General features: G+C 71.5%; 31 protein-coding genes, 1 pseudogene and 1 riboswitch. Of the genes and pseudogenes, 22 read left to right on the top strand and 10 right to left on the bottom strand.

The genetic code is table 11. The features are described from left to right. Window positions 1-13 precede the first annotated feature (13 nt). Window positions 14-481, bottom strand: a complete 468-nt coding sequence (bcp, locus tag AB0I73_RS10335; RefSeq protein ID WP_109378365.1) for a thioredoxin-dependent thiol peroxidase — start codon at window positions 479-481, stop codon at window positions 14-16. 145 nt (window positions 482-626) lie between these two features. Here bcp and AB0I73_RS10340 point away from each other — a divergent pair, with 145 nt between their 5' ends. From AB0I73_RS10340 to sugE, 3 genes are all read left to right on the top strand, one after another. After that, window positions 627-956, top strand: coding sequence for a DUF3618 domain-containing protein (locus tag AB0I73_RS10340; protein WP_363035738.1), 330 nt, complete (start codon window positions 627-629; stop codon window positions 954-956). Between the two features lie 49 nt (window positions 957-1,005). Beyond that, a complete protein-coding gene (locus tag AB0I73_RS10345; protein ID WP_202277633.1) occupies window positions 1,006-1,362 on the top strand; it encodes a co-chaperone GroES in 357 nt (118 codons plus the stop codon). Between the two features lie 69 nt (window positions 1,363-1,431). Further along, a riboswitch (guanidine-III (ykkC-III) riboswitch) is annotated at window positions 1,432-1,499 on the top strand. 33 nt (window positions 1,500-1,532) lie between these two features. Continuing rightward, window positions 1,533-1,853 carry a quaternary ammonium compound efflux SMR transporter SugE gene (gene sugE / locus AB0I73_RS10350; protein WP_363035741.1) on the top strand — a complete coding sequence of 107 codons (321 nt, stop codon included), beginning with the start codon at window positions 1,533-1,535 and terminating at the stop codon, window positions 1,851-1,853. A gap of 24 nt (window positions 1,854-1,877) precedes the next feature. Here the strand turns inward: sugE and AB0I73_RS10355 are convergent, their stop codons facing one another. Further along, window positions 1,878-4,376 (bottom strand): transglycosylase domain-containing protein, encoded by a 2,499-nt coding sequence (locus AB0I73_RS10355; protein WP_363035742.1) that lies wholly within the window; start codon window positions 4,374-4,376, stop codon window positions 1,878-1,880. Between the two features lie 402 nt (window positions 4,377-4,778). On the opposite strand from AB0I73_RS10355, the gene AB0I73_RS10360 reads away from it, so the two are divergent. The 4 genes from AB0I73_RS10360 (at window position 4,779) to AB0I73_RS10375 (ending at window position 8,339) form a co-directional block, all read left to right on the top strand. Further along, window positions 4,779-5,564: an ABC-2 family transporter protein gene (locus AB0I73_RS10360; RefSeq protein ID WP_363035798.1), complete on the top strand. Its 786-nt coding sequence runs from the start codon at window positions 4,779-4,781 to the stop codon at window positions 5,562-5,564. 67 nt (window positions 5,565-5,631) lie between these two features. Beyond that, the gene (locus AB0I73_RS10365; RefSeq protein WP_363035800.1) at window positions 5,632-6,396 is read left to right on the top strand and encodes an ABC transporter permease; all 765 of its coding nucleotides are present in this window, start codon (window positions 5,632-5,634) and stop codon (window positions 6,394-6,396) included. Window positions 6,397-6,399: 3 nt separating this feature from the next. After that, on the top strand, window positions 6,400-7,425 hold the full coding sequence (locus tag AB0I73_RS10370; protein WP_363035744.1) for an ATP-binding cassette domain-containing protein: 1,026 nt from the start codon (window positions 6,400-6,402) through the stop codon (window positions 7,423-7,425). A gap of 68 nt (window positions 7,426-7,493) precedes the next feature. Then, window positions 7,494-8,339, top strand: a complete 846-nt coding sequence (locus AB0I73_RS10375) for a DUF1707 domain-containing protein (RefSeq protein ID WP_363035746.1) — start codon at window positions 7,494-7,496, stop codon at window positions 8,337-8,339. A gap of 23 nt (window positions 8,340-8,362) precedes the next feature. On the opposite strand, the gene AB0I73_RS10380 is transcribed toward AB0I73_RS10375, so the two are convergent. Continuing rightward, complete coding sequence (locus AB0I73_RS10380; protein ID WP_363035748.1) at window positions 8,363-9,730, bottom strand: SGNH/GDSL hydrolase family protein; 1,368 nt, start codon at window positions 9,728-9,730, stop codon at window positions 8,363-8,365. Window positions 9,731-9,962: 232 nt separating this feature from the next. Here AB0I73_RS10380 and AB0I73_RS10385 point away from each other — a divergent pair, with 232 nt between their 5' ends. Further along, a complete protein-coding gene (locus tag AB0I73_RS10385) occupies window positions 9,963-11,345 on the top strand; it encodes a DUF445 domain-containing protein (protein ID WP_363035802.1) in 1,383 nt (460 codons plus the stop codon). Between the two features lie 45 nt (window positions 11,346-11,390). Continuing rightward, window positions 11,391-11,750, top strand: a complete 360-nt coding sequence (locus AB0I73_RS10390; protein WP_363035750.1) for a VOC family protein — start codon at window positions 11,391-11,393, stop codon at window positions 11,748-11,750. Window positions 11,751-11,830: 80 nt separating this feature from the next. On the opposite strand, the gene AB0I73_RS10395 is transcribed toward AB0I73_RS10390, so the two are convergent. Then, on the bottom strand, window positions 11,831-12,133 hold the full coding sequence (locus tag AB0I73_RS10395; RefSeq protein WP_363035752.1) for a hypothetical protein: 303 nt from the start codon (window positions 12,131-12,133) through the stop codon (window positions 11,831-11,833). Between the two features lie 225 nt (window positions 12,134-12,358). Here AB0I73_RS10395 and AB0I73_RS10400 point away from each other — a divergent pair, with 225 nt between their 5' ends. The 10 genes and pseudogenes from AB0I73_RS10400 to AB0I73_RS10445 form a co-directional block, all read left to right on the top strand. Continuing rightward, the gene (locus AB0I73_RS10400; protein WP_363035754.1) at window positions 12,359-12,781 is read left to right on the top strand and encodes an Hsp20/alpha crystallin family protein; all 423 of its coding nucleotides are present in this window, start codon (window positions 12,359-12,361) and stop codon (window positions 12,779-12,781) included. Window positions 12,782-12,895: 114 nt separating this feature from the next. Beyond that, complete coding sequence (locus tag AB0I73_RS10405; RefSeq protein ID WP_363035756.1) at window positions 12,896-13,396, top strand: DUF2267 domain-containing protein; 501 nt, start codon at window positions 12,896-12,898, stop codon at window positions 13,394-13,396. A 284-nt stretch (window positions 13,397-13,680) separates the two neighbouring features. Next, window positions 13,681-13,983, top strand: a complete 303-nt coding sequence (locus AB0I73_RS10410) for an urease subunit gamma (protein ID WP_363035758.1) — start codon at window positions 13,681-13,683, stop codon at window positions 13,981-13,983. Window positions 13,984-13,991: 8 nt separating this feature from the next. Beyond that, the gene (locus AB0I73_RS10415; protein WP_363035760.1) at window positions 13,992-14,357 is read left to right on the top strand and encodes an urease subunit beta; all 366 of its coding nucleotides are present in this window, start codon (window positions 13,992-13,994) and stop codon (window positions 14,355-14,357) included. Continuing rightward, window positions 14,354-16,093, top strand: a complete 1,740-nt coding sequence (locus AB0I73_RS10420; RefSeq protein WP_363035762.1) for an urease subunit alpha — start codon at window positions 14,354-14,356, stop codon at window positions 16,091-16,093. Before AB0I73_RS10415 ends, AB0I73_RS10420 begins: the two co-directional genes overlap by 4 nt. Before the next feature lie 20 nt (window positions 16,094-16,113). Further along, a complete protein-coding gene (locus AB0I73_RS10425; protein WP_363035764.1) occupies window positions 16,114-16,791 on the top strand; it encodes an urease accessory UreF family protein in 678 nt (225 codons plus the stop codon). Between the two features lie 55 nt (window positions 16,792-16,846). Then, window positions 16,847-17,503 (top strand): urease accessory protein UreG, encoded by a 657-nt coding sequence (gene ureG, locus AB0I73_RS10430; RefSeq protein ID WP_363035804.1) that lies wholly within the window; start codon window positions 16,847-16,849, stop codon window positions 17,501-17,503. Next, window positions 17,500-18,276: an urease accessory protein UreD gene (locus AB0I73_RS10435; protein ID WP_363035766.1), complete on the top strand. Its 777-nt coding sequence runs from the start codon at window positions 17,500-17,502 to the stop codon at window positions 18,274-18,276. Before ureG ends, AB0I73_RS10435 begins: the two co-directional genes overlap by 4 nt. After that, entirely contained in the window at window positions 18,273-19,145 is an 873-nt protein-coding gene (locus AB0I73_RS10440; RefSeq protein ID WP_363035768.1) for an urea transporter, read from the top strand. The genes AB0I73_RS10435 and AB0I73_RS10440 overlap by 4 nt, the downstream gene beginning before the upstream one ends. Window positions 19,146-19,216: 71 nt before the next feature. Beyond that, window positions 19,217-19,504: pseudogene (locus AB0I73_RS10445) on the top strand (VOC family protein); the annotation flags it as partial. Window positions 19,505-19,645: 141 nt separating this feature from the next. On the opposite strand, the gene AB0I73_RS10450 reads toward AB0I73_RS10445, so the two are convergent. After that, window positions 19,646-20,131, bottom strand: a complete 486-nt coding sequence (locus AB0I73_RS10450; protein ID WP_363035770.1) for a carboxymuconolactone decarboxylase family protein — start codon at window positions 20,129-20,131, stop codon at window positions 19,646-19,648. A 158-nt stretch (window positions 20,132-20,289) separates the two neighbouring features. Further along, window positions 20,290-20,505 (bottom strand): hypothetical protein, encoded by a 216-nt coding sequence (locus AB0I73_RS10455; protein ID WP_363035772.1) that lies wholly within the window; start codon window positions 20,503-20,505, stop codon window positions 20,290-20,292. 154 nt (window positions 20,506-20,659) lie between these two features. Between AB0I73_RS10455 and AB0I73_RS10460 the strand changes: the two genes are divergently transcribed. Further along, window positions 20,660-21,328: a histidine phosphatase family protein gene (locus AB0I73_RS10460; RefSeq protein ID WP_363035774.1), complete on the top strand. Its 669-nt coding sequence runs from the start codon at window positions 20,660-20,662 to the stop codon at window positions 21,326-21,328. Between the two features lie 48 nt (window positions 21,329-21,376). Here AB0I73_RS10460 and AB0I73_RS10465 read toward each other — a convergent pair whose 3' ends face one another. Genes AB0I73_RS10465 through AB0I73_RS10475 form a run of 3 tightly spaced genes read right to left on the bottom strand, consistent with a single transcriptional unit; the run spans window position 21,377 to window position 22,969 of the window. After that, the gene (locus AB0I73_RS10465; protein ID WP_363035776.1) at window positions 21,377-21,808 is read right to left on the bottom strand and encodes a hypothetical protein; all 432 of its coding nucleotides are present in this window, start codon (window positions 21,806-21,808) and stop codon (window positions 21,377-21,379) included. Further along, complete coding sequence (locus tag AB0I73_RS10470; RefSeq protein WP_363035778.1) at window positions 21,805-22,482, bottom strand: SigE family RNA polymerase sigma factor; 678 nt, start codon at window positions 22,480-22,482, stop codon at window positions 21,805-21,807. The genes AB0I73_RS10465 and AB0I73_RS10470 overlap by 4 nt, the downstream gene beginning before the upstream one ends. Before the next feature lie 22 nt (window positions 22,483-22,504). Next, window positions 22,505-22,969 carry an LAETG motif-containing sortase-dependent surface protein gene (locus tag AB0I73_RS10475; RefSeq protein WP_363035780.1) on the bottom strand — a complete coding sequence of 155 codons (465 nt, stop codon included), beginning with the start codon at window positions 22,967-22,969 and terminating at the stop codon, window positions 22,505-22,507. Between the two features lie 488 nt (window positions 22,970-23,457). Here AB0I73_RS10475 and AB0I73_RS10480 point away from each other — a divergent pair, with 488 nt between their 5' ends. Then, entirely contained in the window at window positions 23,458-23,934 is a 477-nt protein-coding gene (locus tag AB0I73_RS10480; protein ID WP_258308336.1) for a GNAT family N-acetyltransferase, read from the top strand. A 29-nt stretch (window positions 23,935-23,963) separates the two neighbouring features. Here AB0I73_RS10480 and AB0I73_RS10485 read toward each other — a convergent pair whose 3' ends face one another. After that, window positions 23,964-24,683 (bottom strand): ATP-dependent endonuclease, encoded by a 720-nt coding sequence (locus tag AB0I73_RS10485; protein WP_363035782.1) that lies wholly within the window; start codon window positions 24,681-24,683, stop codon window positions 23,964-23,966. A 164-nt stretch (window positions 24,684-24,847) separates the two neighbouring features. Here AB0I73_RS10485 and bla point away from each other — a divergent pair, with 164 nt between their 5' ends. Beyond that, the gene (gene bla / locus AB0I73_RS10490) at window positions 24,848-25,768 is read left to right on the top strand and encodes a class A beta-lactamase (RefSeq protein WP_363035784.1); all 921 of its coding nucleotides are present in this window, start codon (window positions 24,848-24,850) and stop codon (window positions 25,766-25,768) included. Window positions 25,769-25,902: the final 134 nt, after the last annotated feature.

Genomic DNA, 25,902 nt, shown 5'->3' on the forward strand with positions numbered 1-25,902 from the left:
GGGGTTCTCCGGCTCAGATCGCCAGGTCCTTGATGATCTTGGCGACGTGGCCCGTGGCCTTGACGTTGTAGAGGGCGCGTTCGACCTTGCCGTCCTCGTCGACGACGATCGTGGAGCGGATGACGCCGACGACCGTCTTGCCGTAGAGCTTCTTCTCGCCGTAGGCGCCGTACGCCTCCAGGACCTGCTTGTCCGGGTCGGCGAGGAGGGTGACCTTCAGGGACTCCTTCTCGCGGAACTTGGCGAGCTTCTCCGGCTTGTCGGGCGAGATGCCGATGACGTCGTAGCCCGCGCCGGCCAGCAGTTCCAGGTTGTCGGTGAAGTCGCAGGCCTGCTTGGTGCAGCCGGGGGTGAGCGCGGCCGGGTAGAAGTAGACGATGACCTTGCGGCCCTTGTGGTCGGCCAGGGACACCTCGTTGCCGTCGGCGTCGGGCAGGGTGAAGGCGGGGGCCTCGTCCCCGGGCTGGAGGCGTTCGCTCATCGGTCTGGTCTCCTCGTACGTACGCGCTGGGTGGATCAGGTACCGGGATCGAGGGTAACCGGGTGCCCTGCCGGTACGGCGCGGCGTGAAGCTGACAGACTGTCCGGCACAGGTACGGGTTTCAGCGGATTTCGGAGGCGACACGGTGGCGGACACGGCGGACACCAGAACCCCGGCGCAGATCGAGGCGGACATCAGCCGCCGTCGCGCGGTGCTGGCCGAAACCCTCGACGAGATCGGTGTGCGGGTGCACCCGAAGACGATCGTCGGGGACGCGAAGGCCAGGGTCGCCTCCCACATCGACCACACGCTCGGCAGGGCGTACGTCGGGGCCAATCGTGTGGTGAGCGATGTGAAGGCGCAGTTCGTGGACGAGGACGGTGCGCCGCGGCTGGAGCGGGTCGTGCCGGTGGCGGTCCTGGTGGTGGGCGTCGTGGGGCTGCTGACCCTGGGGACGCGTCGGCGCAGGCGCTGACCCGGACCCGAGGGCGTGCGCCCGTGGTGGAGGCAGGTAGGTTTCAGGTGTGAGCGCCAAGAGAAACGAGCACGACCCCCGGCACGACAAGCTGCCCATCCGGATGCTGCACGACCGCGTACTCGTGCGGCAGGACGCGAGCGAGGGCGAGCGGCGTTCCGGGGGCGGCATCCTGATTCCCGCGACGGCGGCGGTGGGCCGTCGGCTGGCGTGGGCCGAGGTCGTCGCGGTGGGGCAGAACGTGCGGACGGTGGAGCCGGGTGACCGGGTGCTGTTCGATCCGGAGGACCGCGCGGAGGTCGAGGTGCGGGGCACCGCCTATGTGCTGATGCGGGAGCGTGATCTGCACGCCGTGGCCGCGGACCGGTTCGAGGGTTCGGAGGACTCGACGGGGCTGTACCTGTAAATCTGGGATGAAAAGGGCTGGTGACCATCGTCACCAGCCCTTTCCCTGTTTTTGGCTAGAGTGGGCGGACCTGGTGGCGAGGCCCGCCGGGCCCCGACGAGACGCGCCGTACCGGGTGAAGGCAAAGACGACGCACCCCCGTTTCCTTTCGTGTCCCGGAGGTGCCTGTCATGGCCTGGGTTCTGTTGGTGGTCGCCGGTCTGCTCGAGGTGGGCTGGGCGATAGGCATGAAGTACACCGAGGGTTTCACCCGTCTCGTTCCGAGTGTGCTCACCGGCGCCGGCATCGTGGCGAGCATGGTGTTGCTGTCGTACGCGGCGAAGACGCTGCCGATCGGTACGGCGTACGGCGTGTGGGTGGGGATCGGTGCGGCCGGTGCGGCGGTGCTGGGCATGGTGGTGCTGGGGGAGCCGGTGACCGCCGCGCGGGTCTTCTTCGTCTCCCTCCTGGTGGTCGCCGTGGTGGGGCTGAAGGCGACCTCGGGGCACTGAGTCCGGTCGCCTGTTCCCGGTCGCTCACTGTCTGCGGGCGCTCTGCTGGATGAAGCCGGTGAGGCCGTCCTGGCTGCCCTGGTCGCCTCTGCCGGTGTCCGTGCCGGTGTCCGTGCCGGTTCCGGGGGGTCCGCCCGTCCCGTCCGTGCCGTTGGCTCCGTCGGTGCCGCCGTTGCCCGTGTTTCCCGTGCTGCCCGGGCTGCCGCCGGTGGCTCCCGTGGTGTCACCGGCGGGTGTGGTGCCGCTGTCCGACGTGCCGCCGCCGGTGGGGATGTCGCCGGTGGTGCCTTCGTCGGTCCGGTCCTGGGTCCCGCCCTCGGTGCCGTTCTCGTCCTGGTCCGGGTTCCGGTTCGTGTTCTCGTCCGTGCCGGGTTCCTGGGACGTGTCGTCGTCCGTGGTGCTCGAGGACGGGTCGGCGCTCGCGGTGGGCGGTGCGGTGTGCTCGGCGCCGCGCTGGAGCCGGAGGTCGAAGTCGCTGACGGGTTCGCCCTTGAGCGCCTCCCGGGTGAACTGGGCCCAGATCTCGGCCGGGGGGCCTCCGCCGTTGATGCGTGACAGGCCCATGGCGCCGTACAGCTCCTTCTGTGCGGCGGTGACGGGGTCCTGGCCCATGACGGAGACGACGGTGGCCAGTTCGGGCGTGTAGCCGGCGAACCAGGCGGCCCTGTCCTCCTCTGCGGTGCCGGTCTTGCCGGCGGCGGGGCGGCCGGCGCCCTGGGCGGCGGAGGCGGTGCCGTTCTGGACGACGCCGCGCAGGACGGCGGTCGTGGTGTCGGCGGCTTCGCGGCTCACAGCCCGGCGGGTCTTCCGCTCGGGCAGCGGCACCGTCTTCTTCCCGTCCTTGGTGATCTTCTCGATCAGCGTGTGGGCGCGGTGCTCGCCGTGGTTGGCGAGGGTCGCGTACGCCTCGGCCATGTCCAGGGCGCTGGCGGTGGCCACTCCGAGGGCGATGGAGGGGGAGGCGGTCAGTTCGGGGGTGGTGGCGGGGATGCCGAGGGCGATGGCGGTCTGCTGGACCTTGTCGGAGCCGACGTCGGCCGCCATCTGGGCGTAGACGGCGTTGACGGACTTGTCGGTGGCCTCGCGGACGGTGATGTGGCCGTAGGAGCGGTCGTCCTCGTTGGCCGGGGCGTAGCGTTCGCCGGGCCAGCCCTGGACGGTTCGTTCGTTGGTGCCGTCGTAGACGGTGTTCGGGGTGATGGGCTGTCCGCTCTGGGTGGTGGATCCGTTCTCGACGGCGGAGGCGAACACGAACGGTTTGAAGGCGGAGCCGACCTGGTAGTCCCTGCGGGTGGCGTTGGGGGTGTACTGCTTGACGTAGTCGATGCCGTTGTACATCGCCACGACCTTGCCGGAGCGGGGGTCGATGGCGGCGCCGCCTGCGCGGACGTAGGTGTCGACCTCGCGGTTCTCCGGGTCGAGCCGGTCGATCAGGTTGTCGTTGACGGCGTCGACGAAGGCGTCCTGCTTGTCCTTGTGCAGGGTGGTGGTGATGCGGTGGCCGCCGGTGTCGAGTTCCTCCTCGTCGAGGATCTTGTTCCGGATCAGGTGGTCCTTCACGGTGCGCACGATGTAGCCGCGCTGGCCGGACATGCCGGTGGAGGTGGTGGTCTCCTTCGGCTCGGGGAACTTCAGGCCGGTGCGTTCCGCCTCGCTCAGCCAGTCCTGCTGGACCATGCCGTCCAGGACGTAGTTCCAGCGGGATTCGACGGCGGGCCGGTTCTCCGGGTGGGCGATGACGTCGTACTGGCTGGGGGCGTTGACGAGGGCGGCGAGGTAGGCGGCGCGGGGGGCGTCGAGGTCCTGTGCGTCGATGCCGTAGTAGGCCTGGGCGGCGGCCTGGATGCCGTAGGCGTTGCGCCCGAAGTAGCTGGTGTTGAGGTAGCCCTCGAGGATCTCGTCCTTGCTCTGTTCGCGTTCCAGCTTGATGGCGATGAAGAACTCCTTCACCTTGCGGGTGACGGTCTGCTCCTGGCGCAGGTAGTAGTTCTTCACGTACTGCTGGGTGATGGTCGAGCCGGACTGTTTGCCCTTGCCGGTGGCGGTGTTCCAGGCGGCGCGGATCATCGCTTGGGGGTCGATGGCGGACTCGGTGTAGAAGTCGCGGTCCTCGGCGGCGAGCATGGCGTGCTGGGCTTTGGCGGAGATCCGGTCGAGGCTGACGCTCTCCCGGTTGACCTCGCCGTCGCGGGCGAGGACGGAGCCGTCGGCGTACAGGTAGACGTTGGCCTGTTGGGTGGCGAGGGCGTTGGCGGACGGGATGTGCACCAGGCTGTAGCCGAGGAAGAACCCGCCGACGAGCAGGAGGGCGACGGCGAGGAAGCCGCCGAGCACCATCCGCCAGGTGGGGACGTACCGGCGCCATCCGGTGCGCACCCGCTTGCCCCCGGTCCCGGTCCCGGTTCCGCTCCCGGTCCCGGTTCCGCTCCCGGTCCCGGTTCCGCGCTGCGGGGTGCCGGCGGCCCGCGGTTCCCGTGGTGCCCAGCCCTGGCCGTGCTGCTGTGGCTGCGGCTCGTCGCTCATGTCGAGTACGGCCTCCTGTTTCGCCGTGTTCGGTGCGGTAAGCGTGATGAGTTCACATTCGTGTCGTGCATTCCTCTTATAGAGGACTGTCGCATCCGGCGCTCACTTCCCTGTCGACGGCGCGTCTCGGCCTCGCATGCGGCTTCTCACACGTATGGCCCTCGAGGTACGGGGTAGGGCCGTGGGCCGCCGGTTCCGGTGCGGGGTCGTCTGCCCGCGGGGTCGCCGGAAAATGCCTGGCGGGGTGTCAGGCGCGGGCAGTACGATCCTGCGCTTCGGTGTCGGGCGCGGAGAGGTCGGGAGGCGGTGGTGGGCGAGGCCGGTGGTGTGGACGCGGCCGAGGGCGCGGGTGTGGGCGTGGCCGCGAGTACCGGCGTACGCCCAGGTGGGGGCTCGGTTCGGTTGTATCTGGCCGTCGTGGCCGGGGGCTTTCGGCGGTACGCGACGTACCGGGCGGCGACGGTGGCCGGGGTGTTCACCAACACGGTCTTCGGGCTGATCCTCGTGTACACGTATCTGGCGCTGTGGGACGAGCGGCCGGACCTCGGTGGGTACGGGCCGGCGCAGGCGGTCACCTATGTGTGGCTGGGGCAGGCGCTGTACGCGACGCTGGCCGTGCAGGGCGGTGGCTTCGAGATCGAACTGATGGAACGGATCCGTACGGGTGAGATCGCGATCGATCTGTACCGGCCGGCCGACCTCCAGTGGTGGTGGCTGGCGCACGATCTGGGCCGGTCGGGGTTCCAGCTGCTGGGGCGGGGGGTGGTCCCCTTCCTGTTCGGGGTGCTGGTCTTCCCGGTGGCGCTGCCCGGCGATCCGCTGAGCTGGCTCGCGTTCCTGCTGACGGTGCTGCTCGCGATGGTGGTCAGTTTCGCGATCCGGTACCTGGTGGCGCTGAGTACGTTCTGGCTGCTGGACGGTACGGGCGTGATGCAGATGCTGATGATCCTGGGGCTGCTCTGCTCGGGCATGGTGCTGCCGTTGAACGTCTTTCCCGGGCTGTTCGGGGAGGTCGTGCGGGTGCTGCCGTGGGCGGCGCTCCTCCAGGGGCCGGCCGACGTCCTGATGGGCGAGACGGGCGCGTTGCCGGTGTTCGCGCTCCAGGGCGGGTGGGCGGTGGCGCTGCTGGCGACGGGACGGCTGGTGCAGTCGGCGGCGACGCGGCGGGTGGTGGTCCAGGGTGGCTGACGTCGGCGGGCCGGTGCACGGTGGCGGGCTGGTTCATGGGGTGCGCGCGTACGGGCTGATCGCGGGGATGTGGATCCGGTCGACCATGGCGTACCGGGCGTCGTTCGTACTGACGACCGTGGGGTCCCTGGTGGTGACCGGGCTGGACTTCGTCGGCATCGTGCTGATGTTCTCGCACGTCGACGTGCTGGCCGGTTACGTCCTGGCCGAGGTGGCGTTGCTGTACGGCCTGTCCATGCTGTCCTTCGGGACCGCGGACCTGGTGCTGGGTTCGATGGACCGGCTGGGGCGGCGGGTGCGTGACGGCACGCTCGACACGCTGCTGGTGCGGCCGGTGCCGGTGCTCGCCCAGGTCGCCGCGGACCGTTTCGCGCTGCGCCGGGTCGCCCGCCTGCTGCAGGGGCTGATCGTCCTGTGCTGGGCCCTCGTCTCGCTGGACGTCGACTGGACGCCGCTGAAGCTGCTGCTGGTGCCGGTGACGGTGGTGAGCGGGGCGGCGATCTTCTGCGCGGTGTTCGTGGCGGGCGCGGCGTTCCAGTTCGTGGCGCAGGACGCGTCCGAGGTGCAGAACGCGTTCACCTACGGCGGGCAGACGCTGCTGCAGTATCCGCCGACGGTGTTCGCGCAGGAACTGGTGCGCGGGGTGACCTTCGTGCTGCCGCTCGCCTTCGTCAACTGGCTGCCCGCGTCCTATGTGTTGGGCCGGCCGTATCCGCTCGGACTGCCGGAGTGGGCGGCGTTCGTGTCGCCGGTGGTGGCGGCGGTGTGCTGCGCGCTGGCGGGGGTGGCGTGGCGGGCGGGGCTTCGTTCGTATCGGAGTACAGGGAGTTAGCCGGTGGACGACGACGGTGACGGCGGGTTCATCCTTCTCGACCGGGTCGAGAAGGTCTTCGACGTACGGAAGAGGACCGGCTTCCTGAGGCGGGAGCGGCGGCGGGTGCGGGCCGTGGACTCGCTCTCGTTCTCCGTGGCCCGCGGTGAGATGGTCGGTTACATCGGGCCGAACGGCGCGGGCAAGTCGACCACGATCAAGATGCTGACGGGGATCCTCACCCCGAGCGGCGGCCGGCTGCGGGTGGCCGGTGTCGATCCCACCCGGGAGCGGGTGCGGCTGGCGCACCGTGTCGGGGTGGTGTTCGGGCAGCGGACGACGCTGTGGTGGGACCTGCCGCTGATCGACTCGTACCGGTTGATGCACCGCATGTACCGGATTCCCGACGCGCGGTACCGCGCGAACCTGGAGCGACTGGTCGAACTGCTGGACCTGCGGGCCCTGTTGGACACCCCGGTACGGCAACTGTCCCTGGGACAGCGGATGCGCGGCGACATCGCGGCGGCGCTGCTGCACGACCCGGAGGTGCTGTACCTGGACGAGCCGACCATCGGTCTGGACGTCGTCTCCAAGACCAAGGTGCGGGAGTTCCTGCGGGAGTTGAACGCCGAGCGGGCCACGACGGTGCTGCTGACCACGCACGACCTGCAGGACATCGAGCAGTTGTGCTCGCGGGTGATGGTCATCGACCACGGCCGGTTGGTGTACGACGGCCCGCTCGCCGGGCTGCACCGGGCGGGGGAGAGCGAGCGGACCCTGGTGGTGGACCTGGAGCGGGAGTTGCCCCCGATCGACGCGCCGGCGCCCGCGCGGGTGGTGCGGGTGGAGGGGCCGAGGCAGTGGCTGGCGTTCCCGGCGGCGGAGTCGGCGGCTCCGTTGGTGGCGCGGATCGCGGCAAAGTACCCGCTGGTCGACCTGTCGGTGCGGGAGCCGGACATCGAGGCGGTGATCGCGAAGATGTACGCGGAGCAGGCGGACGTGGCGGAGCGGGCGGGGCGGGCGGACGCGGCGGGGCGGGCGGTCTCGTAGCCTCCGGCCGCTCGTAGCCCCCCGGCCGCTCGTAGCCCTCGATCGGGGGACCTCGTAGGCTGCTGTGCATGACCGACGACGCAGTCCCGGACCTCCGCGCCTCCGATGCCGACCGGGAGCGGGTGGCCGCCGTCCTGCGGGACGCGCTCGCGGAGGGGCGCCTCGACATGGACGAGTTCGAGGAACGGCTGGACGCGACGTACAAGGCGCGGACCTACCGGGAACTCGAACCGATCACCCGCGATCTGCCCGCCCCGGGCGTGACGGCTCCCGCCGTCTCCCTGAGCAAGGCCCCTGAACAGGGCGACACTTGGGCGGACCGGGTGGTCCCGGGCAGCGAGGGGACCTCGACCTGGGCCGTCGCCGTGATGTCGGGGTTCCAGCGCAAGGGCCGCTGGACGGCGCCGCGACGGTTCAACTGCTTCACCTTCATGGGCGGCGGGCAGATCGATCTGCGGGAGGCGAACTTCGCGGACCGCGAGGTCGTGATCAACGCGGTCGCGATCATGGGCGGGGTGGACGTCATCGTCCCGCCGGGTGTCGAGGTCGTCGTCCGCGGTTTCGGCCTCATGGGCGGCTTCGACCACAGTGAGGAGGGCGAGCCGGGCGACCCGGGCGCCCCGCGGGTGATCGTCACGGGGTTCGCCTTCTGGGGCGGCGTCGGCGTCCAGCGCAAGCTGGCCCGGGCGGAGAAGCAGCGGCTGCGCGAGGAACGCCGCCGCGAGAAGCTGGAACGCAAGGACCGTCAGGGCCGCCAGGACCGCCAGGAACACGGCCGCGAGCTCGACGCCTCCTCGTCCGGCCGGGCCTCCCTGGACCACGGAGGCCTCGGACACGGGTACGGCTCCTTCGACTCCCTGCACGGCCGACACGGCGAGGAGCAGCGCGAACCCCGCCGCGACGGCGACCGCTGAGCGCGCCGGGCGACGCCCGCTGCCTACAGCCGGGCCGGTGCCCCGCCCTTCAGGTCGTCCAGGTCGAAGACCTCCGCCATCCGCGTGTACCCCCGGTCGCTCGGGTGGAGGTGGTCGCCCGAGTCGTAGTCGGAGCGCAGCCGGCGCGGGTCGTACGGGTCGCGCAGGGCCCGGTCGAAGTCGACGACGGCGTCGAAGACGCGCCCCGCGCGGATCTGAGTGTTGATCTGCTGCCGTACCGCCTCGCGCGGGCCGGTGTGGCCGCGGTGGCCGCCGAACGGCATCAGGGTCGCGCCGACCACCTTCAGCCCGCGGGCGTGGGCCCGCTCGACGAGGGTGTTCAGGCCGCCGACGACCGCGTCCGGGTCGGCGAGGTTCCGGTCGCGCAGGATGTCGTTGACGCCGAGGACGACGACGACGACCTTGACGTTCGTACGGTCGAGGACGTCGCGGTCGAACCGGTTCAGGCCGCTGGGGTTCTCCGGGGGGCGGCCGAGGCCGTCGGCGAGGACGCGGTTGCCGCTGATGCCCTCGTTGACGACGCCGTGGCGCGGCACGTCCCGCCCGGCCTCGACCGCGGCGCGCAGCCGGTCGGACAGGACGTCCGGCCAGCGGTTGTTGCCGCCCGTGGTGGAGGTGACGCCGTCGGTGAGCGAGTCGCCGAGGACGACGACCGTGCCGTCGGCCTCGTTGCTCAGCACGTCCAGCGCGGTCAGGTAGCGCCAGTAGGCGCTCTCCTCGGTGTACGCGGCGCCGGTCGTGTCGCGGGTGTGCTCGCCGTGGGCGGCGTAGGAGATCTGGCGGGCGCGCGGGTGGTACGTGACCGGTCCGGAGACGCTGGGGGAGTACGTGGTGACCAGGACGTCCCCGTCGTACGGGACGGCGATGCGCACGGCGTCGCTCATCACCTGGCCGCCGGCCGGGATGACGACGGCGGGGTGGCCGCCGAAGGCGAGCCGCCGCATGGTGCCGGGGAGCGCCGCCGCGGTGCCCCGGCCGGCGGAGACGGCGATCGAGGCGTGGGTGACGGTCAGCGGGGACTGCCCGTAGAGGTTGGACAGGGTGATCCGGGCGCTGGTGCCGCCGACGCTGGTGTGCACGATGTTGCGCACCGAGCGGCCCGCGAGGCCGGTCGTCTCGGTGCCGGGCTCGCCCCCGACGGGGGAGGCGGCCCAGGAGCCGACCCAGGTGCCGGTGGAGGCGGGTGCGGCCGGGTTCTGCGGAACGCCGTGGCCGTCGGCGAGGGTGCCGCGGTGTCGCGTACCGTCGTCGGAGGCCGCCGTGACGTAGATGGCGGCGGAAACGGCCACGATCGCGGCGACCACGGCGGCGAGCAGGGCGCGGTACTTCGCGGGCGGCGCCCCCGCGCCCCCGTCACGTCCCCGGGTCATGCTGTTCTGTTCTCCTCGGACGGTGGGAGCCCGAGGCTCCGTTCGGACGATCCCATGATGCGTCATGGACGAGGGGGATCCCCGGCAGGACTTCCTGCGGATCCCCCGTTGAACAGACGCCGGGAACTCCTGTTCCGTTCCAGGAGTCGGACAGGAAGGGACAATGTGTGAGAGATCACCGAACAGGTGCAGCGGGCCGGAGCGGGTGGAGCGGGTGGAGCGGGTGGAGCGGATGAAACGGACCGGGCGGACGAGGGCGGCGGGCACCACGGACGCCGGCGCGGGTCCTGGCGCGGGCCCCGGTGCCGGCTCCGCTCCGGGTCCTGGCCCCGGCGGCGCCACGAACCGCGCGATGACGACGTTCAGCGCGGCGGACGAGGAGAAGCAGCGCGGAGTGCGCCGGATGAAGCTCACCGCCACCGGACTGCTGCTGTTCGTCGCCGTGGTGTACGTCCTCGCCGAATGGGCCTCCCACCGGGGCGCCGGCGCCTGGGCGGGCTATGTCGCCGCCGCGGCCGAGGCGGGCATGGTCGGCGCGCTCGCCGACTGGTTCGCCGTGACCGCCCTCTTCCGCTACCCCCTCGGCCTGCGCATCCCGCACACCGCGATCATCCCCAACAAGAAGGACCAGCTCGGCGTCTCCCTGGGCGACTTCGTCGGCGAGAACTTCCTCTCCGAGGACGTCGTCCGCGGGCGGCTGCGCGCCGTCGGCATCGGCAACCGGCTCGGCGCCTGGCTCGCGGTGCCCGAACACGCCGACCGGGTCACCGCCGAGCTGTCGGCCGCCCTGCGCGGCGCGCTGACCGTGCTGCGCGACTCCGACGTCCAGGCGGTGGTCGGCGAGGCCGTCACGCGCCGCGCGAACGCCCAGGAGATCGCGCCCGGCATGGGCAAGATGCTGGACAGGATCGTCGCCGACGGCGGTCACAAGAAGGCCGTCGACGTCGTCGTCACCCGCGCCCACGACTGGCTCGTGCTGCACCGCGACTACGTGATGGACGCCGTGCACGGCGGGGCCCCCGGCTGGACCCCGAGGTTCGTGGACCGCAAGGTCGGCGAACGCGTCTACAAGGAGCTGCTGCGCTTCATCACCGAGATGCGCGACATGCCCACCCACCCCGCGCGCGGCGCCCTCGACCGCTTCCTCGCCGACTTCGCCTCCGACCTCCAGTCCGACACCGACACCCGCGCCCGGGTCGAACGCCTCAAGAGTGAGGTCCTCGGCCGCGGCGAGGTCCAGGACCTGATCGCCTCCGCCTGGACCGCCGTACGCTCCATGATCGTCTCCGCGGCGGAGGACGAGCGCAGCGAGCTGCGGCTGCGGGTACGCGCCTCGCTGCTGTCGCTGGGCGCGCGCATGGCGGCCGACCCCAGGATGCAGGGCAAGGTCGACGGCTGGCTGGAGGGCGCCGCGGTGTACGTCGTGACCACCTACCGCAAGGAGATCACCTCCCTGATCACGGACACCGTGGCGAGCTGGGACCCCGAGCACACCACGAGGAAGATCGAGGCGAACATCGGCCGCGACCTCCAGTTCATCCGCATCAACGGCACGGTCGTCGGCTCCCTGGCGGGCCTGGCCATCTACACGGTGGCGCGGGTGGTGGGGGCGTAGTCTCCGTCCTCCCAGGGCATGCCGACCGTGAGGAGCCGAGAAACCATGACCGTCCGCAGGATCATGCCCGACCTCCACGTCGACTCCGAGCAGGCGATGCGCGGCAGCCGCGACTTCTACGGCCTGCTCGGCTTCGAGGAGGTCATGAACATGGGCTGGGTCATGACGCTCGCGTCCCCCGCCAACCCCACCGCCCAGATCAGCTTCTTCACCGAGGAACGCACCGGACCGGTCGTCCCGGACCTGAGCGTGGAGGTCGAGGATGTCGACACGGTGTACGAGCAGGTGCTGGCCTCGGGAGCGGAGATCGTGCGGGATTTGCGGGACGAGGAGTGGGGCGTACGCCGTTTCTTCGTCCGCGACCCGAACGGCCGCGTCGTGAACGTGCTGAGCCACCGGACCTGACCGGGCCCCGGCCCGCCGGACGTGCGCGACCCGACCGGCGGGCCCGAGCCGATCGTCCGGTCCCGCCCCGGCGGACTCCCTCAGCCTCGCCGGTCGGCGACCGCCCACGACGCCAGCGCCATCGCCCCCGCCGCCCCGAACACGGCCGGCCAGGCGCCGACCTTCTTCGCGAGCGGATGCGACCCGGCGAAGGCGGCGACGTACGCCGCCGACAGCGCTCCCGCGGCCGTCCCACCGGCACGCTCCCGCCACCCGTGCGCCGCCGCGGCCCCCGCCATGGCGAGGACGACCCCGCCCAGCTCCCGCTTCCGCGTCCAGCGGGCCACGCCGTACCCGCCGACCAGTCCACTCGCGGCCAGTACCGAGCCGGGAACCTTCGCCATGTCCTGTCCTGTCTTCTGCCGCCGCGTCCGAAGGGCGGGCCCTCACAAGACTCCGAGGCTAACTCCCGGACCGGCCGTGTCGCGCCCGGGGTGGGCCGGGTCGTGAGAGGGCCGTGGTCGTTGGAGCCAGGAGTTGAGTCGTAGGTTGTCAACTTTCCTCCCGCGAGTTATATAAGAAGGCGTAGGGCATCGCACCTGGACCATCGATGAAAGGAGTGAGCTGTGATGCTCATGCGCACGGACCCCTTCCGCGAATTCGACCGACTCGCGCAGCAGGTCCTCGGCTCCACAGGCCGTCCCTCGGTGATGCCGATGGAGGCCTACCGGGCAGGGGACGACTTCATCGTCCACTTCGACCTCCCCGGCATCGACCCCGAGACGATCGAACTGGACGTCGAGCGCAACGTCCTCAACGTGCGCGCCGAACGCCGTTCCCCGGCTCCCGAGAACGCGGAGCTGCTGGTCGCCGAACGTCCCACGGGTGCCTTCACCCGTCAGCTCTTCCTCGGCGAAACCCTGGACACCGAACGCATCGACGCGTCCTACGAAGCCGGCGTCCTGACCCTGCGCATCCCGGTGGCCGAACAGGCCAAGCCGCGCCGCATCCAGATCACCGGCGGCGACAGCCGCAAGCAGATCGGCGGCTGACAGCACCCACGAAACGCGTCCCGCGGACCCCGGCCCCGGCCTCCGCGGGACGCGCCCCCATGCCCGTCCGATGCGAGGGCGACCGAAGCCCCGAGAAGGGAGAGGAACCACAACATGACCACGCTGACGCCGCAGAAGCCCGTGACGCCGCGTACGGAAGGGGTGATCCCCGCCCCGAACCGCGACCGCCGCACCCGCCGCGACGACGGAGGGGACGACGGCTGGCGCGAACTGGTGGACGCGGTGCGGGAAGCGGGCCGGTACCCGACGAGAGCGGAGGCGGAGAGCGTCACCCGCATCGTCCTGTCCGCCCTCGGGGGCCACGTCGTCGGCGACGAACGCGTCGACCTGGCCCGCGCCCTGCCGGAGGAGGCGGCGAGAGTGGTCGCCTCCCGGATCCCGGAGACCCGCCCCCTGACGGCGGTGGAGTTCGTCGACTCGCTGGCCACCCGTATCGAGGGGGCGACCCCGGCCACGGCCCGCTGGGACGCCGGCTCGGTCCTGAGCGTCCTGCCGCCCCTGGTCGGTGACGCCCTGGTGACCCGCATCCTGGACCGACTGCCCCCGGGCTACGCCCTCCTCTTCGGCCGCGCGGAACTGTCCCGGGCCGACTAGCCGGCTCCGGGGCCCGCTCTCCCCGGGCCCCGGACCACTCCGCCGGGCCTCACCCTCGCCCCGCCCCGGTAGCCCCGGCCCGCGTCCGCAGCCGCGAGGCGCTCCCGCCCCACAGCGGTCAGCCCGCCCCCTCCGCATACCTCACCCACCACGGGACACAGCCACTGCCCCGAGCCCTTCAGGGGCTTCGCGAAGATTCGCCCCGACCAGCCGAAGGCAGTAACGCAACGGTGTGGGAGTCAAGCTCAGGTTGCGGTCATCTCCCGCGGCGCTACAAAGGAAACATGCAACTGTCACCGCAGGAGCAGGAAAAACTTCTGGTGTGCGTCGCCGCCCAACTCGCCCGCAGTCGGCTGGAGCGGGGGGTGCGGCTGAATTACCCGGAAGCGGTCGCGCTGATCACCGAGCACGTCGTCGAGGGAGCTCGTGATGGGCGCAGCGTGTCGGAGCTGATGTCCAGCGGACGCCGCGTTCTCGGACGTGAGCAGGTCATGGAAGGCGTCCCGGAGATGATCGACGACGTGCAGGTCGAGGCGACCTTCCCGGACGGAACCAAGCTGGTCACCGTCCACTCGCCGATCGCCTAGGAGGCCCCGTGCTGCCAGGAGAGATCATTCCCGCGGACGAAGCCGTGCCGTTGAACCCCGGACGTGTCCGCACGCGGATCCGCGTGGTGAACCCCGCGGACCGGCCGGTGCAGGTGGGTTCGCACTACCACTTCGCCGCCGCCAATCCTGAGCTGGAGTTCGACCGCCAGGCCGCGTGGGGGCATCGACTGGACATTCCGGCCGGCACCGCCGTGCGCTTCGAGCCCGGCGTCGAGCGGGAGGTGGTGCTGGTCCCCATCTCCGGGCTCCGCAGGATCCGGGGGCTGCGCCTGGAATGGGCCGGTGACCTGGACAGCCGGGACCACCAGCCGACTGAATTCGCCTATGGAAGCAGGGGTGAAGGGCACCGATGACCTCGGACGAGAACACGCCGCAGATCGACCGTGCACGTTACGTCGAGTTGTTCGGCCCCAGTACCGGTGACCGGGTACGCCTGGCCGACACCGACCTGTTCATCGAGGTCACCGAGGATCGCAGCCTGGGGCCACACGGTTCGGGCGACGAGTCCGTGTTCGGCGGCGGCAAGGTGGTCCGCGAGTCGATGGGGCAGTCGATGGCGATCCGCGCCGAGGGCACGGCGGACGTGGTCATCACCGGCGCTGTGATCCTGGACCACTGGGGGGTGGTCAAGGCCGACGTCGGTATCCGCGACGGACGCATCGTCGGCATCGGCAAGGCAGGCAACCCGAACGCCGCCGATGGCATCGATCCGGCGCTGGTGATCGGTCCGTCGACGGAGATCATCACGGGAAACGGCCGGATCCTCACCGCCGGGGCGATCGACTGCCACGTTCACTTCATCGATCCCCGATCGATCGACGTCGCGCTGGCTTCGGGAACGACGACGTTGATCGGTGGCGGTACCGGGCCGGCAGACGGCTCCAGGGCGACCACGGTGACGCCGGGCGACTGGAACATCGGGCGGATGCTGCAGGCCCTCGACGGCGTCCCGGTGAACGTCCTGCTGCTCGGCAAGGGCAACACCATGCGCGGCGAAGCACTGACCGAGCAGCTGCGCGGGGGCGCCGGGGGCCTGAAGCTGCACGAGGACTGGGGGTGCACCCCCGCAGTGATCGACAACGCCTTGCGCATCGCTGAGGAAACCGGTGTGCAGATCGCGATCCACAGCGACACCCTCAACGAGTCCGGCTTCCTCGAGTCCACCCTGGAGGCCATCAACGGCCGGTCGATCAACGCCTATCACGCCGAGGGCGCAGGCGGTGGGCACGCACCGGACATCATCCGGATCGCCTCCGAGCCGCACATCCTTCCGTCGTCGACGAACCCGACCCTCCCGCACACCGTGAACACGATCGACGAGCACCTCGACATGCTCATGGTGTGCCATCACCTGAAGCCGTCGATCCCGGAGGATCTGGCCTTCGCCGAAAGCCGTATCCGACCGACCACGATCGCTGCCGAGGACGTGCTGCACGACGTGGGCGCGATCTCCATGGTCAGTTCCGACGGGCAGGCCATGGGGCGCATCGGCGAGGTCGTCATGCGCACCTGGCAGACCGCACACATCATGAAACGGCATCGGGGTTCGCTACCGGGCGACCACCGCGCGGACAACATGCGCGCCCGCCGGTACATCGCCAAATACACGATCAACCCGGCGATCACGCACGGCATCCAGGACGCGGTCGGTTCGGTCGAAGTCGGCAAGATCGCCGACCTGGTGCTGTGGGAACCGAAGTTCTTCGGCGTCAAGCCCCACATGGTCCTCAAGGGCGGGTTCGCCGCGCGGGCCGCGCTGGGCGATGCCAACGCCTCGATCCCCACGCCGCAGCCGGTGTTCTCGCGTCCGATGTTCGGGTCGTTCCTGAAGCCGGCCGCGGCGAGCAGCGTGCACTTCGTCGCCCCGACAGCGCTGGACGCCGAGCTCCCCGAACGGCTGCGTCTGTTCCGTAGGCTCATCGGTGTCACCAGCACCCGTTCCACCACCAAGGCCGACCTGCCGCTCAACGACGCCACCCCGGAGATCCGGGTGGACCCGGACAGTTTCGCGGTGCGCATCGACGGAGAACTCGTCGAACCGGATCCGGTTGCGGAGCTGCCGATGGCGCAACGCTACTTCCTGTTCTGATCATGTCGTGCTCGCTGGTCATGCTGGCACTTGCCGACGCTCGTTTTCCGGGCGGTGGCCACGCGCACTCGGGCGGGGTGGAGGAAGCCGTGCACCGAGGTCTGGTCACCGGTCCCGGAGGACTGCGGGAGTTCCTGTTCGGACGGCTGTGGAGCGCGGGTCGCCTGGCCGCGGTGTTCGCCGCCGCCGCCGCACACGCAGCCGACGCGGGAGTCGACGGCCGGTACTGGCGGCTGCTGGACTCCGAGATCGACGCGCGCACGCCGTCCCCCGCGCAACGGGAGGCGTCCCGCGCGCAGGGGCGCGGGACCGCGCGTGCCGGTCGTGCCGCCTGGCCCTCGGCCGCGCTCGACGCGTTGCTGGCGGTGTCCACGCGGCCACACCACCCGGCTGTCATCGGCGCTCTGACGGGGGGCGTGCGTGCGGGCACGCCCCGGGAGGCCGCCGCTGTGGCGGCGTACCTGTCGGTCAGCGGTCCCGCTTCGGCCGCTGTGCGGCTGCTGGGCCTCGATCCCTTCGCCGCGAACGCCGCCGTGGCCGCACTCGGGCCGGATCTCGAACGCATCACCGAGTACGCCGCTTCCGTGGCCGGGCACGACCCGGCCGCTCTCCCCGCGGTGGGCGCTCCCGCGCTCGATCTGCTGGCGCAGGCCCACCGACAGCACCATCGGGACGAGGTGAGGCTCTTTGCCAGCTGACCACGACCACCAGCACGACCACGACCATCGGCACGACCACGACCACCGGCACCCGGTGAACTTCGATCCGACCGCGCCGGAACCAGACCCCTTCGGCTCTGCGCCCACCGCGGGACGCCCGCTCCGCATCGGACTGGGCGGTCCGGTCGGAAGCGGGAAAACCGCACTGGTCGCCGCCCTGTGCCGCTCCCTCGGCGCCGAGGTCGACCTCGCTGTGGTGACCAACGACATCTACACGACCGAGGACGCGGACTTCCTGCGGCGTGCCGGCGTCCTCGACCCGGACCGGATCGAGGCCGTGCAGACCGGGGCCTGCCCGCACACCGCGATCCGCGACGACATCACGGCCAACCTCGACGCCGTCGAACGCCTGGAGCAGCGCCACTCCGGTCTGCGCCTGATCCTGATCGAGAGCGGCGGCGACAACCTGACGGCCGTGTTCAGCCGCGGGCTGGCCGACGCCCAGATCTTCGTCGTGGACGTCGCCGGAGGTGACAAAGTGCCCCGCAAGGGCGGTCCCGGCGTGACCACGGCCGACCTGTTGGTCATCAACAAGATCGATCTGGCTGAGCGGGTCGGTGCGGACATGGCGGTCATGACCGCCGACGCGCACCGGATGCGCGGCGGGCTTCCGGTGATCACCCAATCGCTGACCGACACCCCCGGAGCGCCCGAGGTGACGGCCTGGGTCCGAGAGCGGTTGGCGCGGTGAAGGCCCGCGCGCGCCTGACCGTGGAGCTCGACCCGCGGGGCCGCAGCGTCGTCCGGGAGCTGTCCTCGGCCTCACCGCTGACCCTGATGCCCCGGCGCGGGGCCGTCCGACCCGCCGCGGGACCGGCGGATCGGGCGGTGGTGCACCTGGTCAACTCGGTGACGTCCCCACTCGGCGGAGACGAGCTGGACCTGCGGGTGCGGGTCGGAGCGGGCGCGCGCCTGCTGCTGCGCGGTGTCGCCGCCACACTGGTGCTGCCCGGCCACCGCCGGGGCGGCAGCCGCAGCACCGTTCATGTCGAGGTCGCCGAGGGCGGCACCCTCGAGTACCTGCCGCAACACACCGTCGTGACCGCCCGAGCCGAGCACGAGGCCGAGTTCCGGGCGGAGCTGGCGCAGGGCGCGCTCGTGCGCTGCCGCGAGGTACTGGTGCTCGGCCGCAGCAGTGAGCGTTCCGGTCTGTTGCAGACCAGCACGCACATCACGCGCGGGGGAGTGCCGTTGCTGCGGCAGACGCTCGAACTCGGAAACCCCCGCCTGGAGGCCAGTGCCGGCTGTCTCGCCGGGGCGCGGGTCGTGGCCACCGAATCCGTGGTCTGGAAGAACGACCCGGTGGCGCCGACGAGCGGCGAGTGGTGGTCGTTGACCCCGCTGGCCGCCGGCGGGGCGACGGCCACCGCCCTGGCTTCCGACGCGGTGACCGCGCAGTACCGGCTGACCGAAGCCCTTCGGACGCACCCGGACGGGAAGGAGCTCACGGAGGAGCACTGGTGAGCACGAAGACGCCCCCACCGGAACATCGCGATGCCCTCGTCCTCGACGCACTGCGGGGGATCCTTCGCGGAGTCGCGCAGGTGTACCTGCAGAACAACACGCTCACCGGTGTGCTGTTCCTGGCGGGGCTGTTCGTCTCCGGCCCGGTCGCCGGGATGTGCGCACTGCTCGGAAGCGCGGTCGGGGCCGCCACCGCCGCGCTGTTGCGGGTGCCGGCCGAGCGGATCGGGCAGGGGCTCTACGGCTTCAATTCCGTCCTGATCGCCCTGGGAGCCGCCGGCTCGTTCCGTCCGCTGTGGCTCACCGCGCTCGCCGCTGTCGGGGGAGCGGTGACAGCCGCGCTGCTCACGCACGTCGCCCGGTACTTTCTGCGCGTACCGGCCTACACCGCGCCCTTCGTGTTCACCTACTGGCTGCTGGAGTACCTGGGCGAGTTCAGGCACTGGCCTTCGGCGCCACCGTCCCACCCGGTGTTCGGACTGGGCGTTTTCGCCAGCGCGGCCGAGGTCTTCCTCGTGACGGGTCTGCTGCCGGGCCTGTTCGTCCTCGCCGGACTCGCGGTTTCACGGTGGACCCTGGCAGTGGGAGCCCTCGCAGCCGCACTGGCGACGTACGGAATCGTGCAGGGAGTTCCGCTGTTCCCGGCCGACGAGATCACCACCGGCGTCTACGGCTTCAACGCCGTGCTCGTCGTGGTGGGCATGCTCAGCACCGGCAGAGGATGGCGAGCGTGCGTCCTCGCCGTTCCCGCGGTGCTGCTGTTGCAGGCCGGGATCGAAGCGGTGGGACTCACTCCGGCCACGTTTCCCTTCGTGCTGGCGATGTGGTGTGCCGACCTCTGGCGTGCTCGCTCGGAGCACGCGGGGTGACCGAGCGCAAGCCGACTCGGTGATGCCGTAGTCGCTGGTGGCGCGGTGCGGATGCTCACCACGGCCGGGCCGGTCCCATCTCGGACGAGGACGAACCGGGCGACCCGGAAGCCCTGATCGAGGATCCGACCGGCGGCCCGGGTCTGCTCTTCGTCCGGGTGGAGGAAGGAAAAGCCGTCAAGAACCGCCTCCACTTCGACCTGAGGCCGACAGGCCGCACCCGAGCTGAGGAAGTCGCCCGCGCCCTCACCCTCGGCGCCCGCCAACTGGCCGACCACACTCGCCCCGACGGCAGGGGTTGGATCACCATGTCCGACCCGGAGGGAAACGAATTCTGCATAGAACGAGGCGAGTTGGGCCGGCGGGCGGCACGGGCGGCTGACAGGTCTTCCGTCGACCGTCCGACAGGACGTCGTCGAGCGGCACGTGAACCGTCGGCCCGGCCCGGAGCGCGTGATCACGGGCCGGGCGGGCCGGATCCGCCTGCCGGTCGGTCGACGTCAGCCGACCGCGGCGGCGAACATGCCGGGCTCGTAGGAGCCTCCCCGCTGGTGCACGATCACGGCGAGCCGGTTGGCCGCGTTGATCAGCGCGACCAGGGCGACCAGCGCGGCGGTCCGGTCGTCGTCGTAGTGCTTGCGCACCCGGGCCCAGGTCTCGTCGGACACGCCCTGGTGGGCGTCGGCGAGCCGGGTGCCCTCCTCGGCGAGCGCCAGCGCGGCCCGCTCGGCGTCGGTGAACACGGTGGACTCGCGCCAGGCGGCGACCAGGTGGAGCCGGACCGCGCTCTCACCGCCGGCCGCCGCCTCCTTGGTGTGCATGTCGATGCAGTGACCGCAGCCGTTGATCTGGCTGGCGCGCAGCGACACCAGCTCCTGCGTGGACCTCGGCAGCGGAGACTGCTGGACCACCAGGGCGGCGCCTGCGAACCGCTTGGCGAACTTCAGGGAGATCTCGTTGTCGAACATGGTGAAACGGACGTCCATGCCGTCGTCCTCACTCGTGTTCGTGGTGGTGCACCGGACGAACACGAGACGCCGGCGCCCCGCTCCCTGTGACAGGCCGGCCGTGTGACACGCGCCATGGCTCATGGACGTCACACATCCGCGAGGGCCGGTGTCAGGCGCGCGGGGCGCCGGCGGGATCAGCCCGTCCCGCGGTTCAGGACGCGGCGGGCCGCCTCGGCTTCCGCCGCCGCCGGGGACAGCTCGTCGAGGGAGTCGAGCTCGGTGTCGCTCTCCAGCTCCCGCTCCCAGGCCGCCGCGAGCTGCTCCTGTTCCTCGCGCGGTTTGGCGCTGACGGCTTTCCGGTGGTCCGGGTCCAGAGCCGTCAGGAATCGTCCGACCGTGTCCGTGGACATGCCGTGCTCCTTGTCGCTGGGAAGGTCGCCGGGATGCAGGCCGCTCCCAGCACCAGCATGGCCAGCCGGTCCGCAGACGGCGACCCGAGAGGGAGACAAGCGAGGTGGCAGAGTGGAGGACTAACCCCCGGCCTTCACGGAGACAGAACCGAACATGCGCCTCCTGCTCATACGCCACGGTCAGACCCCTTCCAACCTCAAGCACCTGCTGGACACGGCAGAACCCGGCCCCGGGCTGACCCCGCTGGGCCTGGAGCAGGCGGCCGCCCTCCCGGACGCGCTGGCGGAGGAGCGGATCGACGCCCTCTACGCCTCCACCTTGCTGCGCGCACAGCTCACCGCGGCACCGCTGGCCACCCGGACGGGACTGGAGGTCCGGGTGCGCGACGGTATCCGGGAGCTGTCCGCCGGCGACCTGGAGATGCGGGGGGACGCCGAAGCCGCCGAGACCTACCTGACCACCGCCTTCGCCTGGTCGGCGGGGGACACCGGGCTCCGGATGCCGGGCGGGGAGAACGGGGCGGAGGCCCTGGGGCGGTACGACGCCGTCGTGGAGGAGGCCGCGGCCACCGGGGCCGAGACCGTGGCCATGGTCAGCCACGGTGCCGCGATCCGCATGTGGGTGGCGGCCCGGGCGGAGAACGTCGACGTCGCCTTCGCCTCCGCCCACGCGCTGCGGAACACCGGTGTCGTCATCCTCTCCGGCGCCCCCGACGAGGGCTGGAGGGCGCACCGCTGGGAAGAGCACTCCATCGGCCCCGAGGACAGCGGCCCGGACGCGAGCGGTCCCGCGGGGGAAGCCGTCGAGGGCGTCGACGGCTAGGGCCTGTCCGGCCTCTCACGCCACCGCGTGCCTGACCCGGCCGCCGGATCACTCCCTCGAACCACCGGTGCCGTACGGGAACGAGTGGCTGGGGGAGGTGGACGGCGCTGCGGACCGGTCCGCGGGCAGGCTGCCGCTCGGCCGGGGGCTCGGTGTCGCGCTCGGGGTCGTACCGGGCCTCGTGCTGGGAGTCGGGAAGGTGGTCCCGGGCGGGACGGCCGGCGGGACGGGGCGCGGGTCGGCCGGTTCCGGGGCCAGCATCAGGTAGGCGGCCCCGGCCAGGGCGGCGGCCGCGAGGCCGGCCAGACCGGCGAGGCCGACCCGGGACGTCGGAACCCGCCTCCACCACAGCCGTCGGCGGGCCGGGCGGGGTGGCGCGGCCGGCCGCAGATCCCTTGCCGTGACCGACTTCGCCCGGGCTTCGAGCGCCTGCCGCAGTCGGCGTTCCACGAGACGTTCGCGTTCCCCTCCGGCCGTCATATCCGTCCCTCCAGAATCCGTTCCAGCGCGTCCAGGGCGCGGCTGGCGTTCGACTTGACCGCACCCCGGCTGATCCCCAGGGCCTGGGCGATCTCCGCCTCGCTGAGGTCGGCCCAGTACCGCAGGACCAGGACCTGGCGGCGGCGCGGGGTGAGCCGGCCCAGGGCGGCGAGCACCTCGCGGTGCGCCTCGTCCAGCACCACGTGCTCCTCGGCGGAGGGGACGTCGACCGGGGCGGGCGGGGTCCAGGCGCGGGCGGTGCGACGGCGCCGCAACACCGAACGGGAGGTGTTGACGACCGCCGTGCGCAGGTACCCCAGCGCGTTGTCGACCTCGGTGATGTGCTCGCCGTGGCGACGGTAGAGGGCGGTGAAGGCGTCCTGGACGACGTCCTCGGCGGTGGCGAGGTCATCGACGAGGAGTACCGCAAGGCGGACCATGCCGAGGCGGTGCGCGTGGTAGAGGTCGGTGAGGGTGGGATGCCGGGGTGCCGCGGTGCCGTACGGGGCCGCGGGCCGCAGGTGGCTTGCGAGCGGGCGGCCGGCAGCCGGGGCCGACCGGTCGCGGAGCAGCAGCAGTGTGCGCAGGGCCGCACGCACGCCCCGCCCGCCGCCGGGCCGCACCCGGGGGAATCCGGGCGCGGCGGGGCGGAACGGCGGGGCGTGGTGCAGCACGGGGTTCCTCGGGGCGAGCACGTCAGCGAAGGGCGCGCCGCCGCACGACGAACAGGGCCCCGGCCCCGAGCGCGACGAGGCCGGCGGCGCCGGCACCCATGGCGACGGTGGTGGAGTCGGAGCCGGTGTGCGCGAGCTCGGGCTCGGTGGAGGACCGCGGGGCGCCGGGGGCGCTGCTGACGTCCGGAATCGGCTTGGTGTCGTCCGGCGGCAGGCTGGCCTCCGGGCTCGGGGCGGCAGACGATGTGTCGCTCGGCGGCAGGCTGGTGTCCGGGCTCGGGGCGGCGGAGGGGGTGGCGTTCGGCGGCAGGCTGGCCTCCGGGCTCGGGGCGGCGGAGGGGGTGGCGTTCGGCGGCAGGCTGGTGACCGGCGACGGGGCGGCGGACGGCGTGGCGCTCGACTCGGCCGTCGCCCAGGCGGGCACGGTGGTCGCGGCCAGTGCGCCGGTGGCGACGGCGGTGACGACTGCGCGCTTCAGGTAGGACAAGGCGGTTTCTCCCGATGTGCGTCGGGGGCACGAGATCATGCCCTTCTCCCTGCACGACGTGCGAGTGTGCGGGAGGTTGCCGCCCTCCGCGAAAAACTTTCGGCCAGGACCGGGCGGTCTCCGAAGTCGCCTGGGAACTCGGCACATTCCATGAGCTCCGGCACCAGCCGCCCGTCGGCCGACGGAGTGTGCGTTCGTACGCCGAAGCGCATGCTCGCCTGCCCCGTCGACGCACCGCTTCGCCGACGAACCGTGCACGAACCCCGAGCGCCCCCGCGCCCAGAACGGATCCCACGCCTGCGCGGGCAGGCTGGGGCGTACGATGCGGGTCATGGAGTGCTTTGCCGCCTGGCGTACCCGCCGCTGAGGGCCTGGCTCACCGCCGATCCGACCGCGATCGGCAGGGAGCGGGCCGACCGATGCCCTCTCTTCCCCCGGGTGTCCCCGGGTATCAAGCCCTCAGCCCCGAAAGGCACACTTCCATGCGCATGCGCGCGTTCGTTCACGGCGACTTGGCGCCACTCACCGAACTGACCATCGAGACGTTCCGGCCGTTCTACGAGGACTCCTTCCGTCCCTTGGTGGGCGAGGCCGTCTTCGCCAACCAGCACGGCGACTGGCGCGACGACTACCGCAAGCAGGTCGCCGAACTCCACGCACCCGAGCGGCACGCGTACGTCGCGGTCGCCGAGACCGAGGACGGCATCGCGGGCTACGTGGCCTGGACCGTCGACCCGGCGCGCAGGAACGGCAGTGTCACGCACCTCGCCGTGTCCGCCGAGCACCGCCGGCACCAGGTGGGCACCGCCCTGTGCGAGCACGCCTTCGAACAGATGCGGTCCCTCGGAGCCGAGGTGGTCGAGATCGGTACCGGAGGAGACCCCTTCCACGCACCCGCCAGGGCCCTGTACGAGAAACTCGGCTGCACCCCGCTCCCGGTGACCGTCTACTACCGGCAGCTCTGAGCAACCCGACCGCCCCGGGACGGGTGCCCTCACGCACCCGCCCCGGGTCCGGCCGTCGCCGCGCCCGCGGCCCCACGCCGCGGACGCTGGGCCGGAGTCAAGGTCGACGGATGCGTCAAGAGACCGGCGAGCAGGTCGTCGAGCGGGGCGGGTACGCGGTCGGGCTCGAGGGCCTCGACGAGGACGCGGCCGTAGCGGATCTTGCGCCCCTTCTTCGTACCGAGGAAGCGCCGCAGCTGCTGCTGCGGGGTGCGGCCCTGCTGCGCGGGCTGGCGCAGGAACCTCTGCAGGGCCCGCAGGTCGCCCTCGGCCCGGACGAGTTCCTCCACCCGTGCCACACCCAGCGCGCGGATCAGCTCGTCCTCCAGATCTGCCGCGCAGACGAAGAACCGCTGCGGCTGGGCTGCACCGGCCACCGCCGACCCGGTCAGGGCACGGGCGTAGAAGCGGCGTTCCCTCACGTCGCACAGTCCCGTGAGGCGCAGGCCCAGGCCGGGTGACGGTCCGAGAAGCCGGGCGAAGCGCCCGACGCTCATCGCACCGCCCATCGGCAGTACGCAGATCCCTTCGTCCTCCAGGTCCCGCCCGCGCCGCTCAGCCAGTGCGTCGACGGCCGCGGCGTCGCTCGGCCCTTCGAGCAGGACGACCGCCCGGACGGGCAACCGCGCCGCCAGCTCGCGCGCGGGCTCACCCGGCCCACCGGCGTCCCACGCGACGACTGCTTCCCGGAACGCCCCCATGTCGGCCATGAGAAGAGTCTCCGCCCTCTCCGGCCGGCACGGTACGGATTTTCTCCGCCGGGGCCCTGGCGATTTCCTCCTCGGCCCGAGGGCGTTTCTCCTTTCGGACGGAACCAGGTGATCCGGGCGGGCGTTCTCGGCAGTGGAGATCCTGACCGGAGGAGAGGACGATCTTGAATGCCGCAGGCAAGCCCTCGTCCCGGCGTGAAGTGCTCGCCCTGGGAGCCGGAGCAGCACTGGCCACCGCCTTACCTACGAGCGGAAACGCCCACGCGTCGACACCCGAGGGCGGCAGCGAGATCACGCGCCGGCTGCGAGAGCTCGAACGGTGGCACTCCGCCCGGCTGGGGGTCTACGCCCGCGACACCGCCACCGGCCGGACGGTGCGGTACCGCGCGCACGAGCGTTTCCCCGTCTGTTCGCTCTTCAAGACACTGGCCGTCGCGGCCGTGCTGCGTGACCTCGACCGCGACGGGGAGTTCCTGGCCAGGCGCATCCGGTACACCGGGAAGGACGTCACGGACTCCGGCCACGCACCGATCACCGGCAAGCCGGAGAACCTCGCCGACGGCATGACGGTCGCGGAACTGTGCGCCGCCACCATCTGCTACAGCGACAACACCGCGGGAAACCTCCTGCTCCGGGAGCTGGGAGGACCCACCGCGATCACCCGGTTCTGCCGCTCCGTCGGGGACAGGACGACGCGGCTCGACCGGTGGGAGCCCGAATTGAACTCCGCCGAACCGTGGCGTACGACGGACACCACCAGTCCGAGCGCCGTCGGACGGACCTACGCCCGGCTGGTCCTCGGCACCGCACTCGCGGCCGGCGACCGCGAACGGCTCACCGACTGGCTGCTCGCCAACACCACGGGCGGCGCGAAACTGCGCGCCGGCCTGCCCTCCGACTGGACCGTCGCCGACAAGACGGGGGGCGGGATGTACGGGACCAACCACGACGTGGGCCTCACATGGCCCCCGGGCCGCTCACCCCTCGTCATGGCGGTCCTCACGACGAAGCACGAGCCCGACGCCTCCCCCGACAACCCGCTGATCGCCGAAACCGCCACCCTCCTGTCGAGAGCGCTCACCTGACCTCTGGAAAAGGCCCCGAAAACGGCTCGGGCGGTGGCCCCGCCGGGGGGGCGGGCGCCCCCCCCCCCCCGGGGGGGGGGGGGGTGTACGACAAAGAAATGTTTGTAAAAATTGTTTTTTTTTTAACCACCGAA

Origin of the sequence: Streptomyces sp. NPDC050388 (genome assembly GCF_040655635.1) — a bacterium.
GTDB lineage: Bacteria > Actinomycetota > Actinomycetes > Streptomycetales > Streptomycetaceae > Streptomyces.